Annotated in this window: 15 protein-coding genes; 8 read left to right on the top strand and 7 right to left on the bottom strand. The window is 58.0% G+C overall.

The features are described from left to right. Window positions 1-95: 95 nt before the first annotated feature. Window positions 96-686 (top strand): HD domain-containing protein, encoded by a 591-nt coding sequence (locus ACYZUD_RS31860; RefSeq protein ID WP_462021753.1) that lies wholly within the window; start codon window positions 96-98, stop codon window positions 684-686. A gap of 129 nt (window positions 687-815) precedes the next feature. Here ACYZUD_RS31860 and ACYZUD_RS31855 read toward each other — a convergent pair whose 3' ends face one another. After that, a complete protein-coding gene (locus ACYZUD_RS31855) occupies window positions 816-1631 on the bottom strand; it encodes a UDP-2,3-diacylglucosamine diphosphatase (RefSeq protein ID WP_462021752.1) in 816 nt (271 codons plus the stop codon). Between the two features lie 134 nt (window positions 1632-1765). Between ACYZUD_RS31855 and ACYZUD_RS31850 the strand changes: the two genes are divergently transcribed. Beyond that, entirely contained in the window at window positions 1766-2524 is a 759-nt protein-coding gene (locus tag ACYZUD_RS31850; protein ID WP_462021751.1) for a helix-turn-helix transcriptional regulator, read from the top strand. A 156-nt stretch (window positions 2525-2680) separates the two neighbouring features. Further along, window positions 2681-3574, top strand: a complete 894-nt coding sequence (locus tag ACYZUD_RS31845; protein ID WP_462021750.1) for a DMT family transporter — start codon at window positions 2681-2683, stop codon at window positions 3572-3574. Here ACYZUD_RS31845 and ACYZUD_RS31840 read toward each other — a convergent pair. The 4 genes from ACYZUD_RS31840 to recQ form a co-directional block, all read right to left on the bottom strand. Beyond that, a complete protein-coding gene (locus tag ACYZUD_RS31840; RefSeq protein WP_084320512.1) occupies window positions 3568-3855 on the bottom strand; it encodes an Rdx family protein in 288 nt (95 codons plus the stop codon). The two genes, ACYZUD_RS31845 and ACYZUD_RS31840, sit on opposite strands and share 7 nt — an antisense overlap. A gap of 45 nt (window positions 3856-3900) precedes the next feature. After that, entirely contained in the window at window positions 3901-5472 is a 1572-nt protein-coding gene (locus ACYZUD_RS31835) for a FimV/HubP family polar landmark protein (RefSeq protein WP_462021749.1), read from the bottom strand. Between the two features lie 129 nt (window positions 5473-5601). Then, window positions 5602-6036, bottom strand: a complete 435-nt coding sequence (locus ACYZUD_RS31830; RefSeq protein WP_007895007.1) for a MarR family transcriptional regulator — start codon at window positions 6034-6036, stop codon at window positions 5602-5604. 119 nt (window positions 6037-6155) lie between these two features. Next, complete coding sequence (gene recQ, locus ACYZUD_RS31825; RefSeq protein WP_462021748.1) at window positions 6156-8282, bottom strand: DNA helicase RecQ; 2127 nt, start codon at window positions 8280-8282, stop codon at window positions 6156-6158. Between the two features lie 273 nt (window positions 8283-8555). Here recQ and ACYZUD_RS31820 point away from each other — a divergent pair, with 273 nt between their 5' ends. From ACYZUD_RS31820 to ACYZUD_RS31800, 5 genes are all read left to right on the top strand, one after another. Further along, window positions 8556-9143, top strand: a complete 588-nt coding sequence (locus ACYZUD_RS31820) for a UPF0149 family protein (RefSeq protein WP_462021747.1) — start codon at window positions 8556-8558, stop codon at window positions 9141-9143. Window positions 9144-9153: 10 nt separating this feature from the next. Then, window positions 9154-9549: a YbaN family protein gene (locus tag ACYZUD_RS31815; RefSeq protein WP_462021746.1), complete on the top strand. Its 396-nt coding sequence runs from the start codon at window positions 9154-9156 to the stop codon at window positions 9547-9549. Window positions 9550-9664: 115 nt separating this feature from the next. Then, complete coding sequence (lapD, locus tag ACYZUD_RS31810; RefSeq protein WP_462021745.1) at window positions 9665-11605, top strand: cyclic di-GMP receptor LapD; 1941 nt, start codon at window positions 9665-9667, stop codon at window positions 11603-11605. Between the two features lie 2275 nt (window positions 11606-13880). Next, window positions 13881-15100, top strand: a protein-coding gene (locus ACYZUD_RS31805; protein WP_462021020.1) for an IS3 family transposase whose coding sequence is annotated in 2 segments (ribosomal slippage) — window positions 13881-14226 and window positions 14226-15100 — 1221 coding nt in all. Because the reading frame shifts where the segments join, the coding sequence is not laid out codon by codon here. Window positions 15101-15110: 10 nt separating this feature from the next. Next, entirely contained in the window at window positions 15111-15728 is a 618-nt protein-coding gene (locus tag ACYZUD_RS31800; protein ID WP_462021744.1) for a hypothetical protein, read from the top strand. A gap of 64 nt (window positions 15729-15792) precedes the next feature. Here ACYZUD_RS31800 and ACYZUD_RS31795 read toward each other — a convergent pair whose 3' ends face one another. Together ACYZUD_RS31795 and ACYZUD_RS31790 are read right to left on the bottom strand one after the other, a co-directional pair. Continuing rightward, the gene (locus ACYZUD_RS31795) at window positions 15793-17994 is read right to left on the bottom strand and encodes an autotransporter outer membrane beta-barrel domain-containing protein (RefSeq protein WP_462021743.1); all 2202 of its coding nucleotides are present in this window, start codon (window positions 17992-17994) and stop codon (window positions 15793-15795) included. Between the two features lie 294 nt (window positions 17995-18288). Next, the gene (locus tag ACYZUD_RS31790; RefSeq protein ID WP_462021742.1) at window positions 18289-20274 is read right to left on the bottom strand and encodes a hypothetical protein; all 1986 of its coding nucleotides are present in this window, start codon (window positions 20272-20274) and stop codon (window positions 18289-18291) included. Window positions 20275-20282: the final 8 nt, after the last annotated feature.

Here is a 20282-nt window from a genome sequence, read left to right as displayed (position 1 = left end):
GATCGGCCACAAAAGCGTCCTGCACAGCCAGTGCGGTCATGGATCCAGGTCCTACACTCAAAAAATCCCTTTCGACAAGAACAAGAGGATAGCCGATGAATGCCAACGCCCGTTTCACCCACATGCAGGACGGCACGCAGGAAGACTGGGCGATCATCGCCGCAGACTTCAGTGCCTACGCGAGGCAATTGCCGACACGGATTGTGGCGCACCTGAAATTACTGGAGGGTGATTTTGGCGGCTTCCCGGTGGATCGTCTGACGCACTCCCTGCAAACCGCCAGTCGCGCCTGGCGCGATGGCCGTGATGAAGAGTACGTGGTCTGCGCCCTGCTTCACGACATCGGCGACACCCTGGGTTCCTACAACCACCCGGACATCGCGGCGGCGATTCTCAAGCCATTCGTCAGCGCCGAGAACCTGTGGATGGTGGAGAAACACGGGATTTTTCAGGGGTACTACTTTTTCCATCATTTGGGCATGGACCGGCATTTGCGCGAGCAATTCAGCGGTCATCCGCAGTATCAGGCGACCATCGAGTTCTGCGCCAAATATGATGCGGCGGCGTTTGATCCGGCTTACGAGACGCTACCGCTGAGTTTCTTTGAGCCGATGATGGAGCGGCTGTTTGCTCATCCCAAAAATTCAATCTATAAGGCGGCGATGGAAGAGCACGCGCCGGCCTGATAAATCTCAGGGGACCGCTACGCGGTCCATCGCGAGCAGGCTCGCTCCCACAGTGGGTCTTCGGTGAGTCACATATCCAGGACACACCCACAGCTTGCCGGCGATGAGGCCCGCCCTGACACCTTGTTCTCAAGCGGGTTCTGCGACCTTCACTGCTTTCAACTCCGCCTCCCGCGCCTGAGCATCCGCCAACCGGTACAACTCGATCGAGCCATCCCAATGCTCGATCAGCGCGGTGCACGACTCCACCCAATCCCCGCAATTGAGGTAGTCCACCTCGCCCACCTTGCGAATCTCGGCATGGTGAATGTGCCCGCAGACCACCCCGTGCAATTCGCGTTTGACGCATTCGTGGGCGATGGCTTCTTCAAAATCGCTGATGAAGCTGACCGCGGTTTTCACCTTGTGCTTGAGGTACGCCGACAACGACCAGTAACCGTAGCCATAACGGGCACGCCAATGATTGAGCCAGCGATTGAGCGTCAGGGTGAACTCGTAGGCCGAGTCGCCGAGAAAGGCCAGCCAGCGGTGATAGCGGGTGATCACGTCGAACTGGTCGCCGTGGATCACCAGCAGATGGCGGCCATCGGCGGTCACGTGCACCGCTTCGTCCACCAATTGGATGTTGCCCAGAATCAGCTTCGAATAACGGCGCAGGAATTCGTCGTGGTTGCCGGTGACGTAGATCACTTCGGTGCCGCGCTTGCTCATGGTCAACAGACGGCGAATCACATTGGTGTGCGCCTGGGGCCAATACATGCCGCCGCGCAGTTTCCAGCCGTCGATGATGTCGCCGACCAGATAGATCTTGTCCGCGTGGTAGCCCTTGAGAAACTGCGACAAGTGTTCGGCCTGGCAGTCCCGGGTGCCCAGATGTACATCGGAAATCCACAAGGTCCGTACACGTTGCTTACGACTGGGTTTGGCGAGCTCGGCGCTGGTCATGGGCAACCCTCTGCGATTGTTTGGGCAAGCTTGCGCCGGTCGGGTTAATTGCCCATGACAGTGGCAAGTCAGTCCTGTGACAGCGCTCGCGAGCACCCTCGGTGTAGACTGGCAGCCTTGCCCAGGAGACTGCGATGAGACCGATCCTCACGCTACGCCAGTACACCCACGACCTGATCGTCCACAGCCACGACCACGCACAACTGGTGTTCGGGCTGTCGGGCGCGCTGGACTTCGAGGTTGACGGGCGTGGCAGTCAGGTAGTTCAGCAGAGTTTCGTGGTGGTGCCGTCGGGTTTCCATCACGCGTGTGGCAGTGCCAACGGTAGTCGTTGCCTGGTGCTGGATGTACCGAGCGATCAATGGGTTTCGCAGTCCCTTGGCGAACATGCTGAAGCCAGCCGTCGCTTGCTCGACAACGCCGGGCGCCTGCCGCTGGATGCCGGACAAAGCCAATTGGTGAGTTGGCTGGCGGGCAGTCAGGTCAGCGATCCACTGATCGCGCAACAAGGCGCGGTATTGCTGTTGGCCTGCCTCAACAACGCCAAACCCGAGGTGGTGGGTGGTCGGCGCCTGCCCTACGCGGCGCTGAATGCACACATCGATCAGTACGCCGCATACCCCCTGCAAGTCGCCGATCTGGCCCGCGTCGCCGGCCTGTCCAGTGCTCGACTGCATGCGCGATTCGTTGCCGAGTGCGGGCAGACACCGATGGACTACATCCGCAGTCGTCGCCTGCACATGGCCGTGGGAATGTTGCGGGATTCGGCGTTGCCCATTGGCGAGATTGCCAGTCGGGTGGGTTATAGCTCTCAAAGTGCATTCGCTGCGGCGGTGCTGCGTGAGTTCGGCACTTCGCCGGGCAAACTGCGGCGCGAGGCTGGCAACAAATGACAATAGTCTGCCGACAGACATAACGGGTTCAACACGCTTCAATGTAGGAGCTGCCGCAGGCTGCGATCTTTTGATCCTGTTTTCTTGAGATCAAGATCAAAAGATCGCAGCCTGCGGCAGCGCCTACCCCTGCTTGCTTTGCTGTTAAGGATTGCAATGACTCCCCGTACCGCCCTTGGCGCCCTGCATATTGGCGCACTGATGTTCGGCCTGACCGGTGTGTTCGGCAAACTCGCCGCGGCCTCCCCCGCCGTGATCGTCTTCGGTCGCGCCGCGTTTGCCGTACTCGCCCTGGCGGTTTTCGCGCGTTTCGCCAGTCATACTCGCTGGCAGAAACTCGAAGCCGTGGACTGGCGCCGACTGTTGCTCAGCGGTTTGCTGCTGGCGGGGCACTGGGTGAGTTTCTTCATTGCGGTGAAGGTCGCGGGCGTGGCGATTGCGACCCTGGGTTTTGCCAGTTTCCCGGCGTTTACCGTGATCCTCGAAGGGCTGATCTTCCGCGAGCGGATTCGCGCCAATGAAATCCTGCTGGTGGTACTGGTGAGCGTCGGGCTGGTATTGGTCACGCCTGACTTCGATCTGGCCAGCGGCGCCACCACCGGCCTGCTCTGGGCGGTAGGCTCCGGTTTGTTGTTTGCGTTGCTATCGCTGACCAACCGCGCCAGCTCCGGGCGAATCCCACCGGTGCAGGCCGCGCTGAATCAGAACGTGGTGGTCGCACTGTGCCTGTTGCCGGTGGCGGCGCCACAACTGAGCGAAGTGCGCGCCCTCGACTGGCTGTGGATCGGTCTGCTCGGGGTGTTCTGCACCGGCGTCGCACACAGCCTGTTCGTCGCCAGCCTGGCGGTGATCAAGGCGCGGACTGCCGCGGTGGTGTTTGCCCTGGAGCCGGTTTACGGCATCACCATGGCCTGGCTGCTGTTCGATGAAAACCCGACGCTGCGCATGCTGTTCGGCGGCGCGCTGATCATCGTGGCCATCGTGGTGTCCAGCAGACTGTCGGGCGGCTCAAGCAAGAAAGCGCTCGCAGCCGAAGCGGCGTCTCACTGAGTGCGGTCGTTATGCCCCAGGTCGCGGTCCGGATCGATCTGATCCCGGACCCGCTGCTTGAGCACTTTGGCCTCCGGGAAACCGCCGTCGGCCTTGCGCTCCCAGATCTGCACATCGTCACAGAAAATGTGAAAGACCCCACCGGTGCCGGGCACCAGGGACACTTTGCCGAGGTCGTCGCCGAAGGTGCTGAGCAGTTCCTGGGCCAGCCAGGCAGCGCGCAACAGCCACTGGCATTGTGTGCAATAAGTGATGACGATTTCCGGTTTATGCGCGGTCATGACGGGCAAGACTCCTGAGCCAGGGGGCGCCGCCATGATAGAGGCTCAGCGGATACCGGCCAACAGACTTCGTGCGGTCTGTTTGAGCGATTCATCACTGTCCTTGAGCAGCTCATTGAGCAGTTCGATCGCACTGTCGAGATCGCCATCATTGATGCAGGTCCGGGCTTGTTCCAGTTTGCCTGCATTGCTCGGCCCGCTCGGTTCCAAATCCAGCGGTTCCAGTTCGAGTGGCTGGCCGGGATCGTTGAACTCATCGAGAAAGGTGTCATCCAGGGATTGCGCGTCAGGTTCGGCGACCCATTCGAGTTCGGGCTCGTCGGGCATTTCAAATACATCGGGCAAGACGTGCAGGTTCGAAGTGAAAGGCGGCTCGACCGGCGCGGGTTCGCTCGGTGATTTAGCGGGGGACGCGGTGTTTTCGAAGGGGCTGATCAGGTCCCAATTGGAATCCATCGACAGATCATCCAGGTTCAACTGGAATTCATCGCTCGACAGAGCTGCCGGGGGCGGCGTGATGACTGGCGCGGCAACCACTGGCGCCACACTGCTGAGTTTTGGGTGGCGAGCGCGGATGTCTTGAAGTTGTTGCACGTCGAACCCGGCGTCACCGCCCTCGGGCGGCTCGTCACCCGGTACAGGTGCCGGTTTTACCGTGGCGGCCTGAACAGCGGGTTCTGCCGTGCGATTGAGCACCGGCTCATGCCGTGACGGCAGAACGGGTAACGGCTCGGGCAATGCCTGAACCTGCTGACGTTGCCGGCGAACGAACAGCCCCAGCGGCACCAAAGCCACCACCGCCAGCAATCCCAAGATCAGCAGCCAGTGGGTCACCTCGGGCTCTTCCACCACGACCGGCGCTGGCACGACAGCGGTTGGCACAACCGGCTCCACGGAAGTCTGTTTGACTTCGGCCAATTGGGCTTGCAGTTCGGCCACCTGCTGCTTCTGGCCGGCGATCTGTTCGTCCTGGGTCTGAAGCTTCGATTTCAACTCGTCGAGGGTGGCTTGCAGCTGCTGATTTTGCAGCACGCTGGCAGCCAGCTGTTCGGCAGCGAGATCATTCACCGGCGTAGCGGCAGGTTGATCGACACGAGGTTTTGCCGCCGAAACCTTGGGCGCAGTGGCCGGCTGGACAGTCGGAAATGCTGACGACCGGGGCTTGGCAACGGGCTCGTCACTGACGGGAACAATGCCCGGTGAACCCGGTGGATCGATCAGCACCGTGTATTCGCGCAGCAAGCGCCCGTTGGGCTGATTGAGCTGCACGAGAAAATTCAGGAAGGGTTCGTTGACCGGTTTGCTTGAGCTCACCCGGATCAGGCTGCGATTGCCGCGCAGGATCGGCGTGAACTTCAGATCATTGAGAAAGAACGCCCGCTCGACACCTGCGCGGCCGAACTCGTCCGCCGTCGCCAGGCTGACCGACAACTCGCCCTCCTCCAGACCCGCGGCATCCACTAGGGCGATATCGGCATGCAACGGTTGATTCAGCGCCGAATGCAGGGTGATGTCACCCAGGCCCAGCGCGGGCGCCCATGCAGAGTAAGTGACAGCACCACCGACCAGAAGCAGCCTGGCGCAACACCGCACAACCAATCGCCAACTCTCGAGCATGAGCATCCCTTAGATAACCAGAACCAACCTTGTACGTGTTCGCACATCCGGTACGAACACGATATTGCCAAGTAGTTCTTTATAGTCTGCCCAACGGGGTCTCTCAAAAGTCCGGCGCGCGGTTATGCCTCAAGATTTTTCCAGGTTGGCGAGAATGTGCCCATGCACCCGCATGCAGACCTTCAAATCCGCCTCATCGACACCTTCGAACAGCTCGTGGCGCAGTTGGGTGGCAATGGTTTCAATTTGTTCAATCAGGGGACGGGCCGGGGCACAGAGGACGATTTTTTTCGCCCGGCGGTCTTCCAGCACGGATTGGCGCTGGACGAGGCCCTGGCTTTCCAGGCTGTCGAGCAGTCGGGCCAGGGTCGGCCCCTCGACGCCGACGCTTTGCGCCAGCTCACGTTGGGTTGGCGCATCGTCGAAGCGCGCCAGGTGCAACAGCACCAGCCAGCGTGCCTGGGACAAACCCAGACCAGCCAGACGGCGGTCCAGTTCGGCACGCCAGCCGCGCGACATCTGGGCCAGTTGCATGCCAAAGCGGTGTTGATCGGTTAACGGCATAAAACACTCATGATTAGACTGAAATAGAGAAAAACTAATTATTAGTCAGCTAAGCATGACCCTTGGCAGGAGGCAAGGCATGTTCTGTACTGAATCGTTACATCTATGAGTGCGGTCACTTAAATCTCGAATTCGGACTGCAGCGCCGCTCGAACACAGTACAAAACCCCTTCCGGCACGCGACCGGCGAACAGTGCGGCAATCTCCGCTACCGGCGGTAACTCGCCCTCGCCGTCGAGGAAGGCGTCCTGGACTTCGCCCATCAAGTCCTCGGGCAGATCCAGCGCCTGTTCCAGTGACAATTGCTGCTTGCCAATCGCTTCGGCAAGCATGGTGTAGACGTTCTTTTCCGAGCATTGCAGTTGGCCGGCGATCTGAACCGGCGTCATGCCGGCCCGCGCCAGGGTGATCAGTTCGTGACGTACGTCGGCCACCACTTTCGGTGCCTCGACCTGGCCGCCGAGGACTTCGAGGAAGGCCTCGCCGTAACGCTCCAGTTTGCGCGCACCGACGCCGCTGACCGTGGCCATCTCCGACAGCGAGGTCGGCTGGCTGCGCAGCATTTCCAGCAGAGTGGAGTCGGGGAAGATGACGTACGGCGGCACACCATGTTCTTCGGCAAGCTTGCGGCGCAAGGCGCGCAGCGCTTCCCACTGTTCGCGTTCTTCGCCACGAACCAGCTGGCTCGCCTGGCTCTTGCTGCTTTTGGCGGTGGTTTGCGGCTTGAGGTCGCGGCGCAGTTCCAGGGTCACTTCACCCTTGAGCAGCGGCCGGCACGTGTCGCTCAGACGCAACCCGCCGTAGCCTTCGAGATCGATGTCCGCCAGACCACGGGCAACCAGCTGTCGGAACAACGAGCGCCATTCGCTCTCCCCCATCGCCTTGCCGACACCATAAACCGACAGGTGCTGATGACCGAAGCTGCGAACCTTTTCGTTGTCTTTGCCCAGCAGTACATCGACCAGATGCCCGACGCCATAGCGCTGGCCGGTCCGGTAAATCGCCGAGAGCGCCTGACGGGCCGGCTCGGTGGCGTCCCAGGTCTGCACGCCATCGACGCAGTTGTCACAATGGCCGCACGGCTCGGGCATGTCTTCGTCAAAGTAAGCCAGCAACGTTTGACGACGGCAGCGGGTTTCTTCGCAAAGCGACAGCATGGCGTCGAGCTTGTGTTGCTCCAGACGCTTGTGCCGCTCATCGCCTTCGGAGTTTTGCAGCATCTGCTTGAGCATCACCACGTCTTGCAGGCCGTAAGCCATCCAGGCATCCGCCGGTAGACCGTCACGGCCGCCGCGACCGGTTTCCTGGTAGTACGCTTCAAGGGATTTCGGCAAATCGAGGTGGGCGACGAAACGTACGTTGGGCTTATCGATGCCCATGCCGAACGCTACGGTGGCGACCATGATCAGGCCTTCCTCGTTGAGGAAGCGCTTCTGGTGATGGGCCCGCGTATCGTTGGGCAGACCGGCATGGTACGGCAGCGCCGGGAAACCTTGCTCGCTGAGGAACACCGCGACTTCGTCGACCTTCTTGCGCGACAGGCAATAGACGATGCCGGCATCGCTGCGCCGTTCCGCGAGGAACGCCAGCAATTGCTTGCGCGGCTGCTCCTTGGGCACGATGCGATAGAAAATGTTCGGACGGTCGAAACTCGAGAGGAAACGCTCGGCATTCTGCAAATGCAGGCGGTCGACGATTTCCTCCCGGGTGCGCTTGTCGGCGGTGGCGGTCAGGGCGATACGCGGGACGTTGGGGAACAACTCCGCCAACTGGCCCAATTGCAGGTATTCGCGGCGGAAGTCGTGACCCCATTGGGACACGCAGTGCGCTTCGTCGATGGCAAACAGGGCGATTTCAAGGCTTTGCAGGAAGGCCAGCATGCGTGGCTGAACCAGCCGCTCGGGTGCGAGATAAAGCATCTTCACTTCGCCGCGCTTGATCCGGGCCGCCAGATCACGCTGTTGTTCCGCGCTCAACGTAGAGTTCAACGCCGCCGCCGCGACACCCAGTTCTTCAAGGGTCGCGACCTGGTCGTCCATCAGCGCGATCAGCGGCGACACCACCACCCCCAGGCCTTCGCGCAGCAACGCCGGCACCTGGAAACACAAGGACTTGCCGCCACCGGTAGGCATCAGCACCAGGGCGTCGCCGCCACTGGCCACGCGCTCAATGATTGCACCCTGGCGGCCACGGAAACTGTCGTAGCCGAAGATGTCCTTGAGGACGCGTTGAGCCTGTTCGAGCATAAAAACTCCAAAAATCACCGAAACATCCCTGCAAGGCTGGTTCAGAACCACGCAGGCTGCACCGACAAATCGTAAGTGCGCATTGCATGACGCTTCACATCTCAGCCGCGACGCCAGCAGGGCATCACAAAACGCGGGAGTATACCCGACCCCTGTCCGGCAAAGGGCGCCGCTGATAAGACACACGGGGGTGCAAATATGCCGCACGGCTGGCCCAAGCGCTCAAGAAGGCCTAGAATTCCCGCATCGAATATTCCCCAAGGTAGCCCTTTAATGTCCTTCGCTGAGCAACTAACCCGCCTGCAAGTCTTCCTCGACGCCGATGAACTGCATGACGAGGCGCTGGACTACGTGGCCGCCCACGGCTACCTCACTGCGCTGTCGATCTGTTCAGAAACCGTTCCCGACCGTGAATGGATCGATGCCCTCTTCGCCGAAGAGCCGCATTACGCCGACGACACCGAGCGTGAAGCGATCGAATCCACCCTGCTGCTGCTCAAGGCTCACATCGCCCGCCAACTGGCGTCTGACGAAGAATTCGAGCTGCCGTGCGACCTGGACCTGGGCGACGAGCCGGATGACTCCGACCTGCGCGGCTGGTGCATCGGTTTCATGGAAGGCGTGTTCCTGCGCGAAGCAGCCTGGTTCGAAACCGCCGAAGACGAAGTCAGCGAAATGCTGCTGCCGATCATGGTCGGTTCGGGTCTGTTCGACGAACAGCCTGAGTTCTCCGACATCGCGGCCGACGCCAACCTGATGGACGACATGATCGTGCAGATCCCGGAAGCCCTGACCGCGCTGTACCTGCTGTGCAACGCGCCAGACGAAAAACCGGCGATCCTCAAGCCACGTCACCACTAAGGCTTTGCCTATGGACAACCCCATAGGCAACCGCCCCCTGATGCTGCGTTACGTCCTGCTGGCCATCGGCTGGCTGAGCGTAGCGCTGGGGGTGATCGGGATTTTCCTGCCGGTATTACCCACTACGCCCTTCCTGCTGCTGGCGGCCGCCTGTTTCGCCCGCAGCTCGCCGCGCTTCTATCAGTGGCTGGTGGAGCATCCACGGCTTGGGCCGTGGATTCGCGATTACCTCGATGGCAACGGCATCCCGCTCAAGGGCAAGGTCTACGCCATCGGCCTGATGTGGGTGAGCATTCTGTTCTCCTGCTACCTTGTGCCCCTGCCCTGGGCCCGGGGGTTCATGTTGACCAGCGCGGTGCTGGTGACGATCTACATCCTCAAGCAGAAAACCCTGCACAAGTCCTGAGCCGACGACCAGCCCACCCTTGTTGCAAACACCACCTAGACTTCAGACACCTGCACCCGAGCAGCGAAGGTTTCGCCGTGGGCGATAGCTAGTCGCCACAGCAAGGAGCGCCTTCATGTCACTGCGCAAACAGTTGTTTCTCGCCATTTGCCTGTTCTTGCTGGTGGCCTTCAGCGGCAGTTTTTTTGTCGGTCTGGAAAGCTCGCGCGAACAGATGCTCGGCCAGTTGCGCTCCCACGCTCAGGACGCCGCCACCGCACTGGGTTTGTCGTTGACGGCGCAGATTGATGATCCGGCGATGATGGAGTTGATGGTCAGCTCGATTTTCGACAGTGGCTATTTCAGCAGCATCCGGATCATTAACGCCGAGGATGAACAGGTGTTGGTGCAGCGCAGCGCAGCGGCGCAAATCGAGAGTGTTCCCGGCTGGTTTGTGAGTCTGGTCAACCTGCGCCCACAGGGTGGCGATGCGTTGATCATGCGCGGCTGGGAACAGGTCGCGCGGGTTGAAGTGTTGAGTAATCCACAGTTCGCCCTGGCCAAACTCTGGGACAGCACCCTCGGCAGCCTGATCTGGTTGCTGCTGTGCGGACTGCTCAGCGCCGTGTTCGGTGGCTGGTTGTTACGTCGACAATTTCGTCCACTCGAGGCCATGGTCAAACAGGCAGAAGCCATCAGTAATCGCGAGTTCCGCAGCCTGCCGAAACTGCCGCGTACACCGGAATTGAAACGGGTGGTGCTGGCGATGAATCAGATGGTCGAAAAGCTCAAGGCGCTGTTTGCCGAAGAGGCTGCGCGCAGTGAAAAGCTGCGGGCGCAATCCTATCAGGACAGCCTGACCGGTCTGGCCAACCGGCGCTTGCTGGATGAACAACTGGCCGACCAGTTGCTGGTGTCGGAACAGAGCAGCGACGGTCATTTACTGATGCTGCGGATCAACGATCTGGTCGGCCTGAACCAGCGATTGGGTGGTCAGCGCACCGATGACTTGATCAGCACCGTCGGTGAATTGCTCAAACGCCTGACTCAGCTACCGGAGCGTCGTACCTGGCTGGCGGCGCGCAATCGCGGTGGCGAATTCAGCCTGCTGACACCGGGCCTGGACAGCAATGAAGCCGCACGCTTGGCCGCCGAAATCAGCGCCACCCTGGAAAACCTGCGCCTGACCGGCGCCAGCGACTGCATGCCGGTCGCACACGTGGGAATCGTCGCTTACCACCCGGGTGAACCGGCCAGTGACGTGCTGATGCGCCTGGATCAAGCGCTGACCGAAGCCCGGCAACATCCCGAACGGCCGTGGATACAACTGAGCCACAGCGACACTGCGCCGATCCAGTCCCAACACGATTGGCGAACCTGGATCGACGACGCCCTGAGCCAAGGCAAGTTGCAGCTGTATTTCCAACCCGTCGTGCAATGCGCCGACACCAGCCAGGTGCTGCATCACAAAGTGCTTGCACGCCTGCTCGATCCGCAGGGCGAGGCGATTGCCGCCGGGCATTTCCTGCCGTGGATCGAGCGTCTCGGCTGGTCGGAGCGGTTTGATCTGGCCATGCTCGAAGCGACCCTCGACTACCTCGTCATCAACCGTTGGCCCCTGGCGTTGAGCCTGTCCGGCAGCACCCTGCGCGATCAAGCGCAGTTGCAACAGATCCTCGACATACTTGAGTCCCTGCCCGAACTGGCGCCGCTGCTGACCCTGGAAATCGACGAACGCCAACTACCGCCCCCGGAAACATTGCAACGCCTCTGCCACAGCCTGCTCGACACCGGCTACCGCATTGGCCTGCAACATTTTGGTGGCAGCTTCAGCCAGATCGGCAACCTCACTCAATTGGGGTTGGCGTACTTGAAAATCGATGGGGCGTACATTCGTGGCATTGATGAGCAGGGGGACAAGCGCCTGTTCATCGAGGCGATTTTCAGAGCAACCAACAGCATTGATTTACCGTTAATTGGGGAAATGGTCGAGACCCCAGGGGAGTTGCAGGCGATCAAGGCGCTGGGAGTGTTTGGTGTGATGGGGCGGTTGATCGGACCGCCGGAGCCGATGTAATTTCGATAGGTCCGATGCTTCCCACGAGCCAAACCGCTTATCGGAAACCAGTGTCTACCTGTTATTTCTGACAGTAGTCAATGCAGCCGATTCACGTCTTAAATTGCTCCGTCGCCCTCTCTCCAGGACCGGAGTCATCGCCATGACTGCTAAAACACCGAACATTCCATCTGCCACTCCGCCCGATGAAACAGACCTTTTGTTGCGCATCACAAGGATCGAAGATTCCAAAGGCAACCTTGTTGGTCAGAGCAGCCACGACACCGTCTTCAAGGTGCACGGGGAATCTGATCCAGGAAGGACTATTCAAGTACGGGACAGTTTTAACACGTTGGCAACCGCCGATAGTGATCCGAACGGCATATGGAAGACAGATCTGTTCGAGGTGAAGGAGTTCAAACGTTACAGCCTGACTGCCTTTGACAGGACACCTCCCGGCACCACTTCTACCCCGCCCAGGAATTTTCTCGTGCTCACCGAGAAGCCGATCATTGAGGTCGTAGCCGATGAAGAGGGCACTATTGAGGACGGCGCCCCCACCTACTACACAACGCTGACCGTAACAGGCAAAGCTCTGCCGAATGAGAAAGTCCGGGCGTTCAATGGCAGCATTCCACTTGAAGAAGCGCCAGTTGGTGGCGATGGCGATTACACGCTTGTCCTCGAGAATCTCGTTGCAGACACAACCTATGACATCACCGTCAAGGCGCTATACGGCGAAAGTTTAGAATCCGATCCGCGCAGCTTCACGGTACGAACTGACATCGCATTGTCCCTCGACGCTGTCGGCGACTCCGACGGCAACCCGGTCGATGAAGGCGCCATTACCTACGACGACACCCTCACCATCAAGGGTAAGGCCAGGCCACACGGGGAAATTCAGCTGCTCAATAAGGACGTTCCCCTGGAAGGCCCGTCAATATCTGCAGATGACAAAGCTGTGTGGGAGACTCGCATCACTGTGCGCCCCGGCACTTACAGCCTCAAGGCCAAAAAACTCTACGCTGGGGGAGAAGAAACCAGCCCCCCGCGGACCTTTACCGTACTGCCGGACATCGAACTGTCCCTCGACGACATCGAGGACTCCAACGGCGATCCTGTCCCTGAAGACGGTATTACCTATGACGACAACCTGATCATCCGGGGTCAGGCCAGGCCCCGTGAGAAGGTTCAACTGTTCAATGACGGCAATGCAATCGCCGATGCGACAGACACCGCCGAGGACGACGGCGCATGGGAAATTACGCTTGCTGTTTCCACCGGGCCTTACCGCCTCACGGCCAAGGAGCTCGACACCGGCAAAGAATCCACTCCGCGGACTTTTACCGTGCTGCCGGACATCGATCTGTCCCTCGATGACATCGAAGACTCCAACGGTGATCCTGTCCCTGAAGACGGTATTACCTATGACGACAACCTGATCATCCGGGGTCAGGCCAGGCCCCGTGAGAAGGTTCAACTGTTCAATGACGGTAATGCAATCGCCAATGCGACAGACACCGCCGAGGACGACGGTGCCTGGGAAATTGCGCTTGCTGTTTCCACCGGCCCTTACAGTCTCACGGTCAAGGAGCTCGACACCGGCGAAGAATCCACTCCGCGAACCTTTACCGTACTGCCGGACATCGAACTGTCCCTCGACGACATCGAGGACTCCAACGGCGATCCTGTCCCTGAAGACGGTATTACCTATGACGACAACCTGATCATCCGGGGTCAGGCCAGGCCCCGTGAGAAGGTTCAACTGTTCAATGACGGCAATGCAATCGCCAATGCGACAGACACCGCCAAGGACGACGGCGCATGGGAAATTACACTTGCTGTTTCCACCGGGCCTTACAGTCTCACGGTCAAGGAGCTCGACACCGGCAAAGAATCCACCCCGCGGACCTTTACCGTGTTGCCGGACATCGATCTGTCCCTCGATGACATCGAGGACTCCAACGGCGATCCTGTCCCTGAAGGCCAGATTATCCTCGACAAGGCGCTGACCATCCAGGGTAAGGCCAGGCCCCGTGAGGACGTTCAGCTACTCAATGCCGGTAACCCGATAGCCACTGCGACAGATACTGCAAAGGACGACGGTGCCTGGGAAATTGCGCTTGCTGTATCCCCCGGCCCTTACAGCCTCACCATCAAGGAACTCAACACTGGCAAGGAATCCGATCCGCCCCGGACCTTTACCGTAAGAGCGGCTGTTCTGGCTGAACGAGCCCCATGGAAGACAGGACACCGTTTCCCCCTTACGATAAGGGATAGGCAAACGGTTATGTTTATGACTAATAGCAACGACAAGAGTGGGGAGCTTTTGGGCCAGGAGCGGCGACGGCGCTGGAGTCCGGAGCAAAAACTGGCCATGGTTCGCGAGAGCCTTGAGCCCGGGCAAAGCGTTTCGGTGGTCGCTCGACGCAACGGCATCAATGCCAACCAGCTGTTCCTATGGCGCAAGTTATATCAGGACGGCAGTCTGTCGGCGGTCAGTGCCGGTGAAGCCGTTGTGCCCGCCTCGGAGCTGAGCGATGCGCTCAAGCAGATCCGTGAACTGCAACGGATGCTCGGCAAGAAGACGATGGAAGCGGAAATCCTCAAAGAGGCGGTGGAGATCGCCCGGTCGCGAAAATGGATTGCGCACTCACCCTTGTTGCCGGGGGACGACCAGTGAAACTGGTCAGCGAATGTCTCGGTGTGGCGCGCTCGCAATTAACGGTTCGAATCAAGCAATCGGTATCGCCCAAAGTCCGGCGAAGCAGGGCCCTGAACGACGCTGATCTGGTGGTTGAAATCCAGCAACAGATCAGCGAGCTGCCCAGCTATGGCTACCGTCGTGTTTGGGGATTGCTGCGTCGCGCCCGTGAAAAGCGGTCGCTGCCGGCGATCAACGTGAAGCGGGTTTACCGGGTGATGCGTGACCACAACCTTTTGCTTGAACGCCGGATCAAACAGCCCGGCGTGCCGCGTCGGCACGAAGGCCGTATTGCCGTGGAAACCAGTGATACGCGTTGGTGCTCGGACGGCTTTGAGTTCCGCTGTGAGGACGGCGCCAAACTGAGCGTGACCTTCGCCCTGGATTGCTGTGACCGCGAAGCCATCGGCTGGGTCGCGAGTCCGACCGGGTACAGCGGCGATGACATCCGCGACTTGATGCTGGAGAGCGTAGAGAAACGCTTCGGTGATCAACTGCCTGCAACGCCGGTGCAATGGCTAAGCGACAACGGCTCGGCGTACACCGCCGAACAGACACGCCTGTTTGCTCGACAGATCGGTTTGCAGCCGGTGACCACTCCAGTGCGCAGCCCTCAGAGCAATGGTATGGCAGAGAGCTTCGTGAAGACGATCAAGCGCGATTATGTGGCGCATATGCCCAAGCCGGATCGAGAAACGGCGCTGCACAACCTGGCAATTGCCTTCGAGCATTACAACGAGCAGCATCCGCACAGCGCCTTGAAATATCGTTCACCGAGGGAGTTCAGGCGCTTAGCGGCAGCATCAATTTAACGGGGAGTTGGTGTCCGGTTTGGTAGGGGCAAGTCCACTGGCGACCCTCGAAACCGTTACCGATAACAATGAAAAACTCGTTGATAAGGATGGCAGCACATTCGAGAGAAACCTGAATGTCGAAGGCGAAGGTGAGGAAGATCAGTACGTTGAGATCTTCGACGGGAGCGATACGTTGGGCGCAGCGCAAGTCACAGACGGACGCTACAAAAAAGCTATAGGACCACTGACTGCCAAACCTTATGCCCTTGTTGCCAAGGCACAATACCCCGATGGTGGTGAGTCCGAACCGTACCGGTTTACCGTGGAGCAGACCCAGGCGCCGTACAATACCCGCGTCTACCAATCCGATGCTTTGATTCCCGATAACGGTAGCACCACCCGCAGCTGGGTCGTCGTCAGGGGCGATGGCGAACCGCTAAAGGAGGTCAAGATCAAGATCAACGATGTCATCGATCCGTCACCAGAGGACACCAACAGTGATGGAAAATGGGCGCGAATCATTAACAGGCTGGCCATCGGCACCACCTATCGCGTCAGCGCCGTAGCATCGGATGATCACAACGCCGAGTCTAATACCTGGACTTTCACAGTCAGATCAGCAGTAGCGGACTCCCCCAAAGGCTAACTAAGACCAGCAACAGCCAGTGCGAAAAAAACCGCTGGCCGCGGTTTTTTTTCGTCTCACCCAATTACCACTGAACACTCAAACCGAGCTTGACCCCTATCGGCTGCTCGATATTTTGACCCTTGAAGTAATCGACGCCAGCATCAAGATGCATCGTCTCGGACAAGGAAACCGTCACCCCCGCGCCGAACTCGAGACCGGAACCCGACAGGTTGGTGTTGATGCGGTTACCGTTGATGCGAACATTGTCGTCGTTGCTGGCGAACTCATGGACCATCGCCACGCTGCCGTAAGGTCGCACTCGGGTGCCACTCCCCACATTGATGCTTCGACCGGCGGTAATACCCAGCTTTGCCCGCAGCGAACGCGTGTGGTCCCCGTCAGCTTCCATGTCATTGTCCAGACGGTAATTTTCTCCCTGAATGACCGCCGCGGACACCTGGGCGGACGGTTTGGCAAACCAGTCATCCCCCAGATTGATATGACGGCCGACTTCCACCAACGCGCTCACACCGGAGTTGGTGTAATCGCCTTTGGCCTGTTTGCCATCGCTCATGTTGACGTTGGTGTCGTTGCGAAAATGGTTGAACTTGAGAGCGCCATCGACGTAGTAGCCGTTGTCCGGATTGAGCCAGCCAAAATAGGGACCGAAGTAGTAGCTGTCGACCGTGGCAGACGTGCCGCCGTCAAGATTCAGATCGGACTGGCTGTAACCCGCCAGCATGCCGACCCGCCAATTGCTGTCACCCAGTCGGGTATCGGCGCCCAGGGAAAAACCCTGCTGCTGTTGACGATAACCCACACCCGACGAGCCGTCGGCGACGCTGTACTTGTTGCCATAAGGCCGTATCCACAGGCCATGGAGGCTGTCGTTCGCCTGCAATTCGCTCATGCGGTTTTCGAGTGACTTTGTCTCGCCATACGACACGGTCAGGGCCGTTTGAAACAGGGCCACCATCGACTTGGCACCGGAGCTGAGCCGGGTGGTAGGGTTCAGGTAATACTCGGTGCCGCCCGTGGCGTTGGTTCTTTCGGCTAAATCGTATTCCCATGTGCCCACATCGACCTTGCCTCCCAGCAACGAAAAGGCTGCGTGGTTAGTGTCGATTTGCACCAGCGTCACTTGTTGGGGAGACGTCGCGTCCGTGCCCGAAGCGTTGACGGCCAACTCGTAGCTGCCTGTCGCCGTCCCGGCTTTCAGTTGATCGCCTTCACCAGTGACAAAATTGGCCTGCATGGCAATGATGCCACTGCCCGTCAGGGTGCCGACCTCGAGTTGACGACTGCCGCGCACTTCTCCTGGAGCACCGAAATTGACGATACCGTCGTTCATCGACAAGTTGTCGATGCTGTCATTGTCGACCATGGTCAGGCTCGACTGACTGTTGAGGGAAAGGTTGCTGTTGTTCAAGCGCCCGGTGAACGATGAACGATTGTTCAACGTGACATTAGCGGTAGAGCCGTCTTCGCGCACGATGTCACCCACCATCGAACCACGGTCAAACGTGAGATTCGCCGTGCTGTTTTCGGTCACTTGCACGTTGCCTTGCAAGGCACTGTTTGCCACTCTCATGTTCGCCGTCGAAGCACCCTCTACTTCCAGCACATTACCGTTACTGCCAATCAGTGTTGAGTTGTTCAACACCTCAATGGTGGCCTCGATGCCCCGGGCCACAACTATCGCCGCCCCGTTGCGACCTTCCACACTGGAGTTGTTCAGCACCAGTGATGCGTTCCCCTGGTTTGCCGGGTCATTTTTCATCAATACACCCGAGGCATCACCGCTGATGCGAGTACCCGCCATTGCGCGCACTACGCCCCCGGAAATGTCCAGGCCGACACTGCCTGCTGCCGTTCCCGTGACCTGGCTATTGATGAGTTCGAGGGTGCTCAGCCCCGTCACCGTGGCACCGGATACACCGCCACTGAATTGACTGTCGGTGGCGGTCACCGTAGAGCCTTGCGTTGACCCGTTCGGACGGTTGACCAACAAAGCGATGGCGTCGCTCGTCACCGTGGCCTGATTGATCGTCGCTTGGCTGCTGTTAATCGTTATGCCGTTGCCGCCGTTGTTGCCGTTGACGATTGCACCGTTGATGTTCAGGGTTGACCCGGATAGAACCGTGACACTTTGAGTCGTCGCGCCTGTCATGTTCAGTCTGCTGTTATTACGAATCAGATAGTCGGTGACCGGAGTCGTGGTCGAATCGATATCCAGCGTGTCGCCGTTATCGACGATGACCGCTGCAAACGCTGAACAGCTCATTAAGAAAAAAGCCGGCAATGTTGCCAGCAATGTAAATGCACCCGTGTCAACGGGTACGCGTAAACCTTTATCTTCAGTTGTCATATGCCTGCACCCTTTCGTGATACGGTCCCCTTCGGCCAATACGCTGGGAGACGCCAAGGGATGCGGACGATACAGAGCCTTCCTACAGAAAAATGTAGGATTAATCTCTATCGACCCAGGGAAAAACCGCCAGACCAACCAAGACCCATAAAAAACCTATTCGTATTGAAATAAAAAAAGAGGCACGAATGTGCCTCTTTATAGAAGCCATCAAAGTGGGCAGGTCCCCCCGGCAATTCGCATGGTCACTTTAGTCATGTCTGATTCAGTCGATGCCGGCTGGCCATCTATCTTCGCTGTATAACTTATTTGCCCCCAACCATTATCAGTAATGGCAAATGGCGCATAGGGCACCTGTACAACAAAGCCATCTCTGGCCTCAACTGCGCTCGGCGTTTTAAGTACGGTCACCGTGTTACCGGGTATCGCTGCTCCCGGTTTATCGTCGACTGGGTCGCTAGTATCGTTCAGATACCCTTGATAGACAAACTCAAGGTCCTGATCTGCCAGTTGATTTTCGCCACCGGGCACCTGCACTTCAATAACCCAATTTGAAAACGAATCTTTCCGCATGGACAAACAGTAAAGTGTAGGTCCGTTGATACCACCTACTGTATGCATGAATGTCGGCTTAGGTATAACAGCGGCCACAATATGCACATCCACTATTGCATCCTGAGAGCGATTGAAATTTTCATTCAGTGGGTGTTCAACGTTATAGTGCACCAGCAGATCCACATCGTTGCCGCCGGCTGTAATCAGGTCAGCCTTGATGGTAAACGTTAATATCGTTGCATCGGTTTCGGAGCCATCCAGCGTATAGACTCCGCCTTTCCCTTTCACAGGGTCTGCCGGAACGGGAGGTCCATTCCAATGAAGCGATACAACTTGCCCTGGCTTGTGGCCTTTATAGATAAGTACAGAGGCGTCTACATCGGCGACCAAGTCAGCGGCTCTGATCTTGTTAGGATCGGAAGTCGCCGTCCCTTGCACGGTGACCGGCAACAGATCCGGGTGCGGAAAACCTGGCAATCCAGGATTTTCCGGATCAACCGGCACCGGGGATACCAGGTCAATATTCAGGTCTTTTGGAGTTGTAACCTTTGGAAAAGAGAGGGAGCCACGCTTGACCTGATAGTTAAGGGGAACCGTTTTCGGACCGTCATTGCCATTCTGCAGATATTTATAGGTCAGTGGCATTACAAATGGAAGCTGAGTGATGTCTGTCTCGATTGATGGAATCTGCCCATCAACACTCAGCACAAGCCTGTCGCCTCTCAACCAATTATCGTAGGTAAGCACGACAGTTACCGGTGTTTGTGCATCCTCAACAAGAATTTTATTGTCATCATCGTGTAGTTCAACGTCCAGTTTTAAGTTTTGCGGAGGATCAGAAAGCATTACGCCAAGCACCAGGAATTCGGAATATGCACTTGCATTATCTTTACGATCCAGCAACCGATAAAACAGCGAGTGCTCACCTTCTTCCGTACCAATAAATTCCTTGGTAAGTTTTTTGGTCTCCATTGGCTTGGCAAGAGTATCGCGAACTACAACCTCTATAAGTCGAGAAGCCGCTATAGACTTACCATATCGAAATTCGATTTTGTCGTCGATTTTTGCTCCGCCGTACTCATTGATACTTAATAGAACAAAGCCGTGAGTATCCAGATAAGACTTACTGATAACTCCATCCACTTCGACTTCAGATGGAACTTTTACTTTTCCGACCGGCACCGGCGCCGCCATATCAATATTGACCAGCAAATCTGTAGCAAAGGTTTCATTAGCGCCGTATGTCTGTTTATAACTCAACTTATGCGGCCCAGGATTATTGATATACTCATCCGCCAGTGTGAACTTCATGGGAAACTCAGTATTAATATCGGCCAACGGAGTCCTAAAGTTTTGCGGAGCACCTACCAGGCTCCCATCCCACATCAACTGCACCGTTACCAGTTCTCTATCCGGGGAGCTGGCGTCGGGAAACGGGAGAATATGCACATCCAACGGAAAGATCCGATCACCGGCCTTGAGTTGATCGCCTGGATCATCGGCGGTTGCGGGTAGTAACTGAACATTCGGCAATGTGGCCGGATCATTAAGTTGCTTGGGAAGATTGCCCAACATCACTCTGTTGTTGTACAGACGCTGCTGTTGCGGAGTCAGTGCCTTATAGCTTTCATAGACAGTCATTTTGCAGT

This window comes from Pseudomonas sp. XS1P51 (assembly GCF_054897845.1).
The sequence above is the reverse complement of the archived record's forward strand: the minus strand, read 5'-3'. Positions and strand labels throughout refer to the sequence as shown.

Excerpts from the sequence above, each read along its gene's own strand:
- ACYZUD_RS31860 (WP_462021753.1), top strand. The coding sequence starts at position 96 with ATGAATGCCAACGCCCGTTTCACCCACATGCAGGACGGCACGCAGGAA.
- ACYZUD_RS31855 (WP_462021752.1), bottom strand. The coding sequence starts at position 1,631 with ATGACCAGCGCCGAGCTCGCCAAACCCAGTCGTAAGCAACGTGTACGG.
- ACYZUD_RS31850 (WP_462021751.1), top strand. The coding sequence starts at position 1,766 with ATGAGACCGATCCTCACGCTACGCCAGTACACCCACGACCTGATCGTC.
- ACYZUD_RS31845 (WP_462021750.1), top strand. The coding sequence starts at position 2,681 with ATGACTCCCCGTACCGCCCTTGGCGCCCTGCATATTGGCGCACTGATG.
- ACYZUD_RS31840 (WP_084320512.1), bottom strand. The coding sequence starts at position 3,855 with ATGACCGCGCATAAACCGGAAATCGTCATCACTTATTGCACACAATGC.
- ACYZUD_RS31835 (WP_462021749.1), bottom strand. The coding sequence starts at position 5,472 with ATGCTCGAGAGTTGGCGATTGGTTGTGCGGTGTTGCGCCAGGCTGCTT.
- ACYZUD_RS31830 (WP_007895007.1), bottom strand. The coding sequence starts at position 6,036 with ATGCCGTTAACCGATCAACACCGCTTTGGCATGCAACTGGCCCAGATG.
- recQ (WP_462021748.1), bottom strand. The coding sequence starts at position 8,282 with ATGCTCGAACAGGCTCAACGCGTCCTCAAGGACATCTTCGGCTACGAC.
- ACYZUD_RS31820 (WP_462021747.1), top strand. The coding sequence starts at position 8,556 with ATGTCCTTCGCTGAGCAACTAACCCGCCTGCAAGTCTTCCTCGACGCC.
- ACYZUD_RS31815 (WP_462021746.1), top strand. The coding sequence starts at position 9,154 with ATGGACAACCCCATAGGCAACCGCCCCCTGATGCTGCGTTACGTCCTG.
- lapD (WP_462021745.1), top strand. The coding sequence starts at position 9,665 with ATGTCACTGCGCAAACAGTTGTTTCTCGCCATTTGCCTGTTCTTGCTG.
- ACYZUD_RS31795 (WP_462021743.1), bottom strand. The coding sequence starts at position 17,994 with ATGAGCTGTTCAGCGTTTGCAGCGGTCATCGTCGATAACGGCGACACG.
- ACYZUD_RS31790 (WP_462021742.1), bottom strand. The coding sequence starts at position 20,274 with ATGACTGTCTATGAAAGCTATAAGGCACTGACTCCGCAACAGCAGCGT.